Source organism: Halomonas sp. ML-15, from assembly GCF_014779595.1.
Classification (GTDB): Bacteria; Pseudomonadota; Gammaproteobacteria; order Pseudomonadales; family Halomonadaceae; genus Franzmannia.
Map to the genome: position 1 here is coordinate 1 of NZ_JACXZT010000020.1, position 12521 is coordinate 12521.

Annotated in this window: 11 protein-coding genes; 3 read left to right on the forward strand and 8 right to left on the reverse strand. The window is 64.6% G+C overall.

Annotated features, from left to right (window positions below; all coding sequences use genetic code 11):
• Window positions 1-476 (forward strand): pyruvate kinase alpha/beta domain-containing protein (locus tag IEI94_RS22315; protein ID WP_318153445.1); only part of this gene is annotated, 476 nt, incomplete at its 5' end.
• A 3-nt stretch (window positions 477-479) separates the two neighbouring features.
• Window positions 480-974: a methylglyoxal synthase gene (locus IEI94_RS22320; RefSeq protein ID WP_191169714.1), complete on the forward strand. Its 495-nt coding sequence runs from the start codon at window positions 480-482 to the stop codon at window positions 972-974.
• 148 nt (window positions 975-1122) lie between these two features.
• On the opposite strand, the gene IEI94_RS22325 is transcribed toward IEI94_RS22320, so the two are convergent.
• The 3 genes from IEI94_RS22325 to IEI94_RS22335 all read right to left on the reverse strand — a co-directional run bounded on the left by IEI94_RS22325 (window position 1123) and on the right by IEI94_RS22335 (window position 6936).
• Window positions 1123-3552 (reverse strand): DUF3141 domain-containing protein, encoded by a 2430-nt coding sequence (locus IEI94_RS22325; RefSeq protein ID WP_191169715.1) that lies wholly within the window; start codon window positions 3550-3552, stop codon window positions 1123-1125.
• Window positions 3553-3685: 133 nt separating this feature from the next.
• A complete protein-coding gene (oadA, locus tag IEI94_RS22330) occupies window positions 3686-5494 on the reverse strand; it encodes a sodium-extruding oxaloacetate decarboxylase subunit alpha (RefSeq protein ID WP_191169716.1) in 1809 nt (602 codons plus the stop codon).
• Between the two features lie 26 nt (window positions 5495-5520).
• Window positions 5521-6936, reverse strand: coding sequence for an acetyl-CoA carboxylase biotin carboxylase subunit (locus IEI94_RS22335; protein ID WP_191169717.1), 1416 nt, complete (start codon window positions 6934-6936; stop codon window positions 5521-5523).
• Between the two features lie 75 nt (window positions 6937-7011).
• Between IEI94_RS22335 and IEI94_RS22340 the strand changes: the two genes are divergently transcribed.
• The gene (locus IEI94_RS22340) at window positions 7012-8007 is read left to right on the forward strand and encodes a LysR family transcriptional regulator (RefSeq protein WP_191169718.1); all 996 of its coding nucleotides are present in this window, start codon (window positions 7012-7014) and stop codon (window positions 8005-8007) included.
• Window positions 8008-8146: 139 nt separating this feature from the next.
• Here the strand turns inward: IEI94_RS22340 and IEI94_RS22345 are convergent, their stop codons facing one another.
• The 5 genes from IEI94_RS22345 to IEI94_RS22365 all read right to left on the reverse strand — a co-directional run.
• On the reverse strand, window positions 8147-10027 hold the full coding sequence (locus IEI94_RS22345) for a phospholipase effector Tle1 domain-containing protein (protein WP_191169719.1): 1881 nt from the start codon (window positions 10025-10027) through the stop codon (window positions 8147-8149).
• A complete protein-coding gene (locus tag IEI94_RS22350; RefSeq protein ID WP_191169720.1) occupies window positions 10024-10536 on the reverse strand; it encodes a DUF3304 domain-containing protein in 513 nt (170 codons plus the stop codon). The genes IEI94_RS22345 and IEI94_RS22350 overlap by 4 nt, the downstream gene beginning before the upstream one ends.
• A 3-nt stretch (window positions 10537-10539) precedes the next feature.
• Complete coding sequence (locus IEI94_RS22765) at window positions 10540-10716, reverse strand: DUF3304 domain-containing protein (protein WP_224750346.1); 177 nt, start codon at window positions 10714-10716, stop codon at window positions 10540-10542.
• A gap of 332 nt (window positions 10717-11048) precedes the next feature.
• Entirely contained in the window at window positions 11049-11810 is a 762-nt protein-coding gene (locus IEI94_RS22360; RefSeq protein ID WP_191169721.1) for a DUF4123 domain-containing protein, read from the reverse strand.
• A gap of 3 nt (window positions 11811-11813) precedes the next feature.
• Window positions 11814-12521, reverse strand: a 708-nt coding sequence (locus tag IEI94_RS22365) for a bacteriophage T4 gp5 trimerisation domain-containing protein (RefSeq protein WP_191169742.1), incomplete at its 5' end; no start/stop codon positions are given.

Sequence of the window (12521 nt, forward strand, 5' to 3'; positions counted from 1 at the left end):
GCAGCTACCCGGTGGAGACCGTCGAGGCGATGCACCGGCTATGCCTGGGCGCCGAGCGCGAGAAGAGCGCCCAGGAGTCCGGCCACCGCATCCACGAGGGCTTCACCCAGGTCGACGAGACCATCGCGCTGTCGGCGATGTATGCCGCCAACCACCTCGAGGGGGTGGCCGCCATCGCCTGCATGACCGCCACCGGCTATACGCCGCTGATCGCCTCGCGCATCCGTTCCGGGCTGCCGATCGTCGGGCTGGCCCACAGCCCCACCGCCCAGCGGCGCATGGCGCTGTATCGCGGGGTGGTGTCACTGCCCTTCGACACAGCCAACATGGACCCCACCCAGCTCAACCGCCGGGCCATGGATATCCTCAAGGACCACGGTATCGCCGAAGCCGGCCAGCTGATGATCCTGACCCGCGGCGACCATATGAACGCCCACGGCGGCACCAATACCCTGAAGATTCTCGAGGTGCAGTGAGTCATGAGCCCCCTTCCCAACGGCAGCGACCCGCGTCCTGCCCGGCAGGTCATCCGCACCCTGCCCCCGCGCAAGCGCATTGCGCTGATCGCCCATGACGGCAAGAAGGACGAGATGCTGGCCTGGGTCGAGCGTTGGCAGGCGACCCTGGCTCAGCATCAGCTGGTGGGGACCGGCACGACTGCAAGGCGGATCGCCAAGGAGCGCGGCCTGGAGGTAGAGGGCCTGATGAGCGGCCCACTGGGCGGCGACCAGCAGATCGGCGCGCGCATCACCGAGCAACAGCTCGACCTGCTGATCTTCTTCTGGGATCCGTTCGCCCCGCAGCCCCACGACCCCGACGTCAAGGCGCTGCTGCGCCTGGCCGCCCTCTGGAACATCCCGGTGGCGTGCAACGCCGCCAGCGCCGACTTCCTGATCTCCTCGCCCTATGTTGCCGAGGCGGTGGAGATCGCCATCCCCGATGCCGGGGCCTGGGTCAGCGCCCGCGCCGACTGACAGGCTCCTCTTCATAGGCCTGCCGACGGATTAGCTCCGAGTGATGCCGGGGCCTGGGTTAGCGCTCGCGCCGACTGATTTATCGCTAGCCAAGCAGTAACGCCGCCCCCAAGGGGGCGGCGTTAACGTTTCTAACGATGAGTCAGACTTACTCTTTGTCGGAAGGCTTGGGCGTTGATGGGCTCTTGCGACGCCGCGGCTTGGCAGGCGCACTCTTCTCGCTGGCAGACGCCTTCGTCTTGGCAGGTGCCTTCTCGCTAGCCGCCGCCTTGGTGCTGGCTGCTGCCTTGGGGCTGGCGGCTGCCTTGGGGCTGGCGGCTGGCTTCGCGCTAGCGGGTGCCTTCTCGGTCGGCGCCGCCGGCTGAGGCGTCGGTTTGGCTACCGGCGGTGCCGGGCGCGCCTCGTCGAAGTATGCGCGCACTTCCTCGAAGCGCTCACTGACGTCGCCGGTGTTGGGGCCGCTGGCCGCCAGCACATGCTCCAGATGCTCCAGGTGCTCGTCGATCTCGGCGTTGCTGCAGCTCGCCAGCAGCGTCGGAATCGCCGCCAGGGCCCGCGGCCGATCAAGCTTGAGAATAAAGAACTGATCGCGCACCAGCGCCTTGAAGTCAGCCAGCTTGAGTTCCGGCTCGAGCTCGGCCCGCGACGCCTTGAGGCGCTGGAAATTACGCTCATCGGTGGAGGGCGCCCCACCCAGCACGTAGATCAGCGCACGCATCACCGCCTCGTGGCCGCCCCCCTGGTCGATACGCTGGCACAGCTCGGCCTGGCGATTATCGACGAAGCGGCGATGTTCCGGCTCGATGCCGGGACGGCGGCGCAACGGCTCACCTTCGACGCCGAGGCCGGCAACGGTCTGCAGCCACGGCTGACCGTACCAGCTCAGGAACAGCTTCTCGGTCAGGCCGTCGCGCAGCTCGCGGTAGGCGTCGAGGCTGCCGCTGATATGGTCGCTGGCCACGCTTTCGGCCATGCGCCAAGGGTTGTCCGGGGCAGCGGCCTGGCGCTTGGTACGCACCCGGTCGGCGAGCACCGGAATCGGCGCCATCAGCGGATTGCGATCGGAGTAGAGCTTGTAGGCCAGCCGAATCGGATGCATGCGACGGATCCAGCGTGCCGCCTCGGGCGTCATTATCGCCTTGATCCACGGCTGCAGCATCATCTGATACAGCCCCAGGTTGATCTGCGAGACCCGCTCCACGGTGGCAAAGCGGCGGTCGTCCTCCTCGCTGGGCTGCACGATCTCATCGAGTTCCTTGACGTCCCGGGGGGTGAACTCGAGCAGATAGTCGCCGTCGATATGCGCCTCATCTTCACCCGACGGCGTGCGCTCGGTGACCTGGGTCTCGTAGAGCCCCGGCGGCAGCACGTCGATATAGTCCATGTTGGCGGTGAACTCGGCGTGTTCCTTGCGCGACACGCTGCCCGAAACGAAGATCCCCAGGTGGCCGGTGGTGTCATGGACGCAGTAGACGATGGTCTGCTCGTGGGCGTAGATATCCTCGACATCGGCGTAGAGGTCGCGTATCCAGCCCAGTGCCTGCGGCGGCGGGGTGATATCGTCGCCCTTGGAGCAGAACACCACGATCGGCGAACGGATATTGCGCAGGTCGATGCGCCGTCCGTCGCGGGTCGAGAGTCCGGCGGTACTCAAGCGATTGCCAATAAAGAGATTATCGACGATGTACTGAATCTCGTCGGCCCCCAGCACCACGTGACCGCCCCACCAGCGTTCGAACTGCAGATAGCGTTCGGCCTCGCTGTCGACGTTGGCATAGAGCCGGTACTGCTTGTCCCACAGGGTATTGGCCGGGTTGAGCTTCTCGAAGTTCTGCACCAGCATCGCGCCGTCGAACAGCCCGGCACCCAGATCACCGGCCAGCGCCGTCATCCAGCTGCCGCCGGTCATGCCGCCGGTATAGCGCATCGGCGCCTTGCCGCGTTCGCCGGCCCAGTAGGAGAGCGGCGCTCCGGCGATCAGGATCGGGCCGAACAGATCCGGCTCCAGCGCCGCCGCCATCATGATCTGCCAGCCGGCCTGGCAGTTGCCCACCACCATGGGCTTTTCCGAGATATCCGGATGGCGGGCGATCACTTCACGCAGGAAGGCGATCTCGGCGTCGACCACATCTTCGACGCTCTGGCCGGGCTCGGGAAACGGCAGAAAGCCGATAAAGTAGCAGGGATGCCCCGCGCGCAGCGCCACGCCGATCTCGCTATCGGGCTTGAAGCCGCCGATGCCCGGCCCGTGACCGGCACGGGGGTCGACCACCACGAACGGCCTGGCCTGCAAATCGACCTCGATGCCTGCCGGCGGCAGGATTCGCAGCAGCTCATAGTTGACCGGCCGCGGCAGATCGCGGCCGTCAAGCAGAACCTCGGATTCGAACCCGAGCACATTGGGCTTGGTCTGCTCCATGTGCTCGAGATACTGGTTGCCACGCTGGCGCATGACATCGAGATAGAGCACGTTGCGCTCGAGGCTGTCGCGCCAGTAGTCGACACTGGCGCGGCCGATGCCGAGGGGATCGAACAGCGCAAGCGACGCATTCATCATGGAACTAGCGGCCGGTAGCATAAGATCACTCCATAGCGGCGAAAAGTGGGAGCCTGATGGCAGGCCTAAGCGGGTAACGTTCCACCAGTATGCCATCATGCTGCACTGCAATATAGCCTAGCTGCTGATCTTGTCCCCTGCCACCCCGGCAGTGCTACTCGATCTCGACCAGTACCTCGCCAGGCATCACCCGCTCCCCCCGCGCCACGTGGAGGGCCACGACCCTGCCCGCACAGCGCGCATGCAGTTCGGTCTCCATCTTCATCGCCTCGGTGATCAGCACCGCCTGCCCCTCCTCGACCTGCTGGCCCACGCTGACAAGCACCTCGACGATGTTGCCCGGCATCGCAGTGGTCACGTGACCGGCACTGCTGGCACGGGCGCGCCCGCTCTCGGGAGGCGGCTGATAGCGATCGCGGGCTTCGAACACCACCGCTTCGGGCATGCCATCGAGGGTCAGGTAGACCTGGCGGCGGCCGCCGCGGTCGCGGCCCACGCCGGTGATCTGCACATCGTAGGATTCGCCGTGAACATCGATCACGAACTCGGTGGGCGTGCCTTCGCTGACCGGTCGCTGGCCGTCGTCGAGCGCCGGCAGCGGCTCGGGAATCAAGCTGCCGTCACGGCGGCCCTGCAGAAAATCGCGGCCGATATCGGGGAACAGCGCATAGGTCAGCACATCCTCCTGGCACTCGGCGAGGGAGCCGATCGCCTCGCGAAAACGCGCCATTTCCGGCGGCAGCAGGTCCGCCGGACGGCCCTGTTCGGCGGGCTCCTGGCCCACCGCCCGGCGCCTCAGATCGGCATCGGCGGGCGCCGGCGGGCGCCCGTAGCCGCCCAGCAGATAGCGTTTGATCTCGTTGCTGATGGTCTTGTAGCGCTCTCCGGTGAGTACGTTGATCACCGCCTGGGAGCCGATGAACTGCGAGGTGGGGGTGACCAGCGGCGGGTAGCCAAGGTCGGCGCGCACCCGCGGAATCTCGGCGAACACCTCGCTGATCCGCGACAGCGCGTTCTGCTCGCGCAGCTGGTGGGCGAGGTTGGACATCATCCCACCGGGCACCTGGCTGACCAGCACGCCGATGTCTTCACGGGTCACCTCGCTCTCGAAGCCGGCGTACTGACGCCGCACCTCGCGCAGCCGGTCGCTGACCGACTTGATCGCCTCGAGGTCGAGGCCGGTGTCGTAGTCGGTGTCCTGGAAGGTGGCCACGATAGCCTCGCTGGCCGGATGACTGGCACCACCGGCAAAGGCCGCGCAGCAGGTATCCAGGTGCCGGCAGCCGGCTTCCACCGCCTTGAGGTGGCACTGGGCGGCCAGCCCCGAGGTAGCGTGGGCATGCAGATGCACCGGCACGTCTACTGCGTCCAGCAGTGCGGCGACCAGCTCGGCGGTGGCGTAAGGCGTCAGCAGCCCGGCCATGTCCTTGATGGCGATGGAGTCGGCGCCCATCGCCACCAGCCGTCGGGCATCCTTGATGTACATCCCCAGGTCATGCACCGGGCTCACCGTATAGCAGATCGCCCCCTGGGCGTGCTTGCCGGCGACCTTGACCGCTGCCATGGCGGTTTCCAGATTGCGCAGGTCGTTGAGCGGGTCGAACATTCTGAAGACATCGATACCGCCTGCCGCGGCACGCTCGACGAAGGCCTCGACCACGTCATCGGCATAGTGGCGATAGCCGACCAGGTTCTGCCCCCGCAACAGCATCTGTAGCGGCGTATTGGGCAGCGCGGCCTTGAGCCGATGCAGGCGCTCCCAGGGGTCCTCCTTGAGAAAGCGCACGCAGGCATCGAAGGTCGCCCCGCCCCACACTTCGAGGGTTTCGAAGCCGATGGCATCCAGCGCCGGGCACACCGGCAGCATGTCGTCGGTGCGCAGCCGCGTGGCGATAAGCGACTGGTGGCCGTCGCGCAGCACCACATCGCTGAGGCGCACGCGGGTATCGTCAGTGGCAGACATATCACTCTCCGTGTCGATGCGCTGGGTCATAGGCCGGCATGGGCGGCGATGGCGGCGGCCACGACCAGCGCCACCTCGTCGGGGTTGCGTTTCACCGAGTAGTCGAGCAGCTCGGGGTGGCGCACCACGAAGCCGGTATCGAAGGCCCCGCGGCGGAAATCGGGGTGCTTGAGAATCTCTTCGTAGAGTGGCGCGGTGGTCTTGATGCCCTGCAGGCGCATATCGTTGAGCGCCCGTATGCCACGGTCCATCACCTCCTCCCAGGTCATCCCCCACACGATCAGCTTGAGGCAGAGCGTGTCGAAGTGTGGCGGCAATCGGTAACCGGTATAGATGGCGGTATCGGTGCGCACCCCCGGGCCACCCGGGGCATAGTAGCGGGTGATACGCCCGAACGAGGGCAGGAAGTCGTTCTTGGGATCCTCGGCGTTGATGCGAAACTCGATGGCATAGCCGTGGTGACGGATATCCTCCTGGCGAAACGCCAGCTTGAGGCCATCGGCGATGCGGATCTGCTCGCGCACGATATCGACGCCGGTGACCGCTTCGCTGACGGTGTGCTCCACCTGGATACGGGTATTCATCTCCATGAAGTAGATCTCGTTACCCTTGACCAGGAACTCCACGGTGCCGGCGTTCTCGTAGCCCACCAGGCGTGCCGTACGCACCGCAAGATGACCGACATAGGCACGCTGCTCCGGCGTCAGACGCGGGCTGGGGGCGATCTCCATCAGCTTCTGATTGCGGCGCTGGATCGAGCAGTCGCGCTCGAATAGATGAATCACACTGCCGTGGCGGTCGGCCAGCACCTGCACTTCGATATGCTGGCTGCCGACCAGGCACTTTTCGAGGAACAGCGCCGCGCTGGCGAAGCGCGCATTGGCCTCCTCACCCACCTGCCCCCAGGCCTGCTCCAGCTGGGCGGCGCTGTCGCAGCGCCGCAGGCCACGCCCACCGCCGCCGTGATTGGCCTTGAGCATCACCGGGTAGCCCAGGGTCTCGGCCAGCGCCAGCGCCTCCTCGAGGCTGGCCAGGGGGGCTCGCGACCCCGGCGTGACGGGGATTCCCGCCTCGCGCAGGATCTCCCGGGCGCCGCTCTTGTCGGCCATGCGCGCGATGACCTCGGCATCCGGGCCAATGAACGCGATCCCCGCGTGGGCGCAGCGCCTGGCAAAATCCGCCTGCTCGGCAAGAAAGCCGTAGCCGGGATGGATGGCATCGCAGCCGGTCTCGCGGGCCAGATCGACCAGTCGCTGGGCATCCAGATAGCCGTCCAGGGGGTCATCGCCGATGAAGTAGGCTTCGTCGGCTCGCTTGACGTGCAGTGCGAAGCGGTCCGGCTCGGTGTACACCGCCACCGAACGGATGCCCATCTCGGCGCAGGCGCGCTCGATGCGCACCGCGATCTCGCCGCGGTTGGCGATCAGCAGCTTGTGGAACATGGCGACCTACCCAGACAAAGTTGATAACATTCGGACAGCCCATTCTGTCATAACCGACACCGCTTGGACGCCTCAATGACGCGACCCAGTCTGCTCAACCGCCTGACCTTCCGCCAGCTGCAAGTCTTTCAAGCGGTACATCGCCAGCAGTCCTATTCGCGGGCGGCCGAGCAGCTCGGCCTGACCCAGCCGGCGGTAAGCGCACAGATCCGCCAGCTCGAGCAGGCCCTGGAACAGCCGCTGTTCAATTATGCCGGCAAAACGCTGCATGTGCTGCCCGCCGCCGATGCCCTTGCGGCCTCGGTGCAGTCGATCTTCGGTCAGGTCTCCAGCCTGCAGATGGCGCTCTCGGAGATGGCCGGGAGCATTCGTGGCGAACTCAACCTGGCGGCGGTCTCCACCGCCCAGTACGTGGTGCCCTATATCCTGGCGCGCTTTCGCGCGCTCTACCCGGAAGTGCAGATCCGGCTGCGGGTGTGCAACCGCAGCCAGGCCTTGGAGCGCCTCGCAGAGCGCCGTGACGACCTGGTGATCATGGGCATGGTGCCCGACGACCCCAACCTCACCTTTATGCCGATTCTCGACAACGAGATGATCCCGGTGGTGTGGCCCGAGCATCCGCTGATGCATAGCCCGAGCCCGACCCTGGACGACTTTTCCCATCACTATGTGCTGATGCGCGAGCCGGGTTCCGGCACCCGCACTGCCTTCGAGGAGTTCGCCTCCCGCGAGCGCGTGACACTGGCCCACACCATCGAGATGGGCACCAACGAGGCGATCAAGCAGGGCGTGATGGCGCACCTCGGCGTGGCCGTACTGCCGCGGCTTGCAGTACAGCTGGAGCTGGCCGGTGGCCTGCTCGCCTCGCCGCCGCTGCCCGGCTTTCCGCTGCGCCGCTCCTGGTGCACCGTCTACCCCAAGGACCGCTCGCCCTCCCCCATCACCGAGCTGTTCCTGCGCTTCGTGCAGGAGCTGCTGCCGGAGCTCAACGACCACTTCAGCGCGCCGCTAACTCCGCGACCCGGCCACTCGGTGGTCTGCCTGCCGGTATCCAAGGCACAGGGCAGTTGATTGGGACGAACGGTGCTCGGGACTGATTGAAAGGACTAGGCTTTGTACGAAAAGTCGGCGAGCGAAGGCAGTTTTCGTACAAAGCCTACGATAGCAAGCAGGCCCGCCATGCCAATAATGGATGTCTGGGCAGCTCCTCTTAACGCATGGTCCAGCGCTCCATTCTCTCCCTAGTGTGCTGATTGGTGCGCTCCGGAGACTCCTCGCCGGGCATGTCCACACCGCGCCAGGCGAAGAAGTGGTAATGCCGGCTACCCACGCTGGCATTCGCCCCACCGGCCTGGAACTGCATCTCCTGATCGTCGGCATGGCGATCATGAATGCCATAGCGGAACAGAAACGCCACATCGCGAATTCGCGTGAAGGTCTCCTCGAGCGCATTTCGCGCCGACTCGGTGCCGACCCGGGCAATCCACAACTTGGCGAGCTCTCCTTCTGTCGCCAGCTGTCGTCTTGCATAGCTGCTGATTTCATTGTTCGCTGCATAGTGCTGGCGATTGATGGTCCGCGCTTCGTGGTCGACTTCCTTCAGCCAGCCCCACTGCACCTCCAGTTCCGACAGTGCCTGTTCAATCTCCTCGGCGGTAGCGACGATATCCTCCCACTCGGCTGGCCGGGTCAACGAGGCCGCAGGCACACCCAACACACCGCTTGGCGTACGGCTTGGCAACGCGCCGAGACGGGCCTCCAGCGCGGCTCTGGTGTCGCGATAGATCAGGTAGCGCTTGGCCAGCCAGGACAAGTACAGCTCAGCATGAAAGAGGAAGCTCTCGGCGCTTGGCTCCCGGTACTTGCGGGTTGCTGCAGCGTAGGCCGCTGCCAGCGAAGGTAGCGTATGGCCCTCTATTACATCGTCTATCTCAAAGTGCCGAGCGTTCAAGACGTCGCGCTCGCGAAGTGATTCCAAGCTTGGAATCGGCACGCCAGCTCGATGCGCCATACGGTACATCCGGTGCAACGCATATCGCGACAGCTCGGCGCTGACCTTCTGCTCGCCGGACGTGAGACCTCCGCCGACATCCTCGCTGATGCCCGGCAGCAGCTCCTCGCGCCAGTTGGCCCGCTGCCCGCCAAGGGGCCGGCAGCGGCGGGTGATCCGCCGCTCATGGGCGGCGATCAGGTGCACGGCACGGCGGCAGGCAGGGTGCAGCGGGCCACCGTCATCGATTTCCGTGACGGCCGGGGTCAGGGCTTCCAGAGGCCCCATATCCGGGTGGGTGCGATGCACGCAATCGAACAGCCCGGCAAAGGCGACCACCACGTCAGCGCCCTGGTAGCGATAGATATCGCCCTGGCGTTCGCACTTCTTGTCGAGCAGCTCGCGGATAAAGGCCTTGGCCAGGGCCGCGCCGAAATCGAAGCCGAACACTGAAACGCGAATGGTGCGCAGCGGCATTTCGGCTGAATTCGCTAGTGCTATTTCCCTCTCGAACTCGCTCATCGCCTTGGTCAACCGCGACGCCGCGCCGCTGGTCAGCAGATGCGCCATGTGCGGCTTGTCACGCAGCCTCGGCAAGGACTCGACGCCAATCCGGGTGAGGGCATCGAGCGGTGCCTTAGCCCAGCCCTTGGGCGAGCTGACCTGCTGGACCAGGGTGCGCCGGGAGGTCTCCCACCAGGCACGCCCACTCTCTTCCAGCAGCCCACGCCCCACGGTCTGACGTGCGCTACCGCTCAGATGATCCTCAACGGTGCTGCGCGCCTCACCGGGTGCCATTCGCCCCACCGCAGCCAGACTCTCGGACGCTTCGCTCTCTAGCGGTGTGCCCATGCCGGGAAGATATATTTTACGAAAACGCTGCCCCAATAGGTCGCTGTTTTCGTCGGGAAAGACCGCATGCAAGCGCGCGACATTGCTGAGCCGTCCCTCCACCGAATCTTTATCCAGGTTACGCCCAAGACCATCGAAGAAAATGCCGATTTCCAGTCTACTGCGACAGGCCATGGCGTCCATGGCGGTTAGATCTTCGGCAACAGCACTCAGCGCTTCGCAGTTGGCCAGGATTTCCTCTTCGATCATGGGTCAGCCCCCTCTTCGACTTGGTCCAAGCGCTTCGGCAAATGGGCATAAGGCGAAATCAGATCCGAGCTCCAACCCAGCTTGATCTCATGATTAGGCAGAAAATGCACATGCAGATAACGATCCTCCCGTGAGCGCTCCGGCATCGGCAGCGCTACGCTATGCTGCTCCACCTCCATACCCTGTCGCTCCTGCTCCCCCGTGATGCTAAGAATCCACTCCACCTCGGCGGTATCGCCGCTGATACGCTGGCAGCATACTGTGCTCCCCCCCCCATAAGCTCCAAGATTCCCCCCCCCACGCTCATTGACCCAGAAACGATGGACAGGACGATCGATATGGCTATGTCCGCGGATAGAGGTATCCGTGGGCATGGGGTGCAGATTAGGCATAAAGAACAGCCACACGAAATAACCGGCAATCAGCGCACCTAGGCCCCAGCGTGCCCCCTTGGGCAGGCCGTACCAGACTTGGTTTAACAGCCAGTTCCAGATCCATCTCACCAGCATTGATTACTCCTGATAACGGGCCACATCGGGGCGCTTCGGCAAATGGTCATAGGGCGAAATCAGATCCGAGCTCCAACCCAGCTTGATCTCATGATTAGGCAGAAAATGCACATGCAGATAACGATCCTCCCGTGAGCGCTCCGGCATCGGCAGCGCTACGCTATGTCGCTCGACTTCCATTCCCTGTCGCTCCTGCTCTCCCGTAATACTGAGAGTCCACCCCACCTCAGCGGTATCGCCGCTGATAGACTGGCAGCATACCGTCCCCCCCCACCATAGGGGCCAAGGTTCCCCCCCCAGCGTCCGTTAACCCAGAAGTCGTGAATGGGACGATCGATATGGCTATGCCCACGGATAGAGGTATCCGTGGGCATGGGGTGCAAGTCGGGCAAGAAGAACAGCCACACGAAATAACCGGCAAACAGTGCGCCTAGCCCCCAGCGTGCCCCTTTGGGCAGGCCGTACCAGATTTGGTTTAACAGCCAGTTCCAGATCCATCTCACCAGCATTGATTACTCCTGCTTTCCGGCCAGCAAGTGGCGGTAGGCGTAGGCCAGGCGCTCGCCACGTTGCACCAGGCCCGCTTCGGTCGCAGCCAAGAGTGCTGCTTCCACTCGCCGTGAGCGAGCACAGGCGCACACGCCGGCAAAGAGCTCCGGGTACTGCTGGATGAGCAAGCGGGTCGCGGTGCGCACTTCCGGATCGCCTTGCAGTGCCTGGTAAAGCGAGGCGGATAAGGTAAGCTTCCAAGGGGATTCCAGAGGCGCTCGCTCGGGCATCGCGCCTAGCATCTGCCAGCTCGAATCATCTGATGGCCACCACCACTGTTCAATGCCACCGAAGAGAGAGTGGTGCCAATTGGCGTGGGTCTCGGCATGCAATTGCCGGATGACCTGGGGCAAATAGAATCTTAACAGTGCCGGTGGCTCACCAGCCGGATAGGCCACCATGGCGGGAGCCAGCCGTTCGGCCAGACGAGATATCTCCATACGACTCTCCAGCCAGGCATGCAGGCCGCAAAGCGCATCCTCCACCGCCCGCTGTCCCAGCGTCTCGGGCGTTACCTCGAACAGCCAGGGGCCTTCCGCCGTCAGGTGAGGCTGCTCGTTATCCTGCAGCAAAGGCCGGGGCGTGGCGCCTGGAATCTCGAATAGCGCGGCGCGTGCAGCCGGGTCGAGAAGGCCCAGCTCGATCAGAGCGGTCCGCCTGAGCCCCACTTTCTCCGGCCAGTCGTTTCGTTGCCAATCGATAGGTATATGTGCGGCCTCAGCCATACGTTATTTCCCCGCCTGAGCCATCGTCTGTCCGGTGGCCAGAGCCTCCTGCCAACACTCCTTGCATATCTCCGGTATTTGAAGACTCGTGGTAAGCAGTGCATCGTGCGTAGCGCCTTCGATACGCTGATGCGCTTCAGCCATTGCCCGCCCCGGCAGCCGTGCGGCGGCTACCGCCTGCCCACTGCCTACCCCGGGGCTGCCACCGGAGTTGATCTTGACCTGGGCGCCGACGATGGTGACGCCGCTGGGGTCGAGCTTGATAACGCTGCCGCCGGCCTTGAGGGTGATCTCGGCGCCGGCGTCGATGACGGTCTTGCTGCCGGCCTTGTGGTGCACTTCTTGACCTGCCTCGATGAGCTGGGCGCGGCCCGTCTTCTCGTGGCGGGTGGCGTCGACGATCAGGTGGTCGTCGCCGTCGACCTGGGTGTGGCGGCTGCCGTGTACCGTGAGGTGATCGTCGCTGTCGATCTCGCTGATGCGGTCGTGGTGGACCTTGAGATGGCTGTCGTTGCCGATCGCCTCAATACGGTCGTGGTTGGTGAGCAGCTCCAGGTCCTTCTGGGCGTGCAGCCAGATCTGCTCCTGGTCGGCCTGGTCCTCGAAGCGCAGCTCGTTGAAGCCCTCGCCCTGGTGGCTCTGGGTGCGGATCACGGTGCGCGTCTTGTGCTCGGGCAGCGGGTAGGGCGCGGTATTGACGGCGTGGTAGGT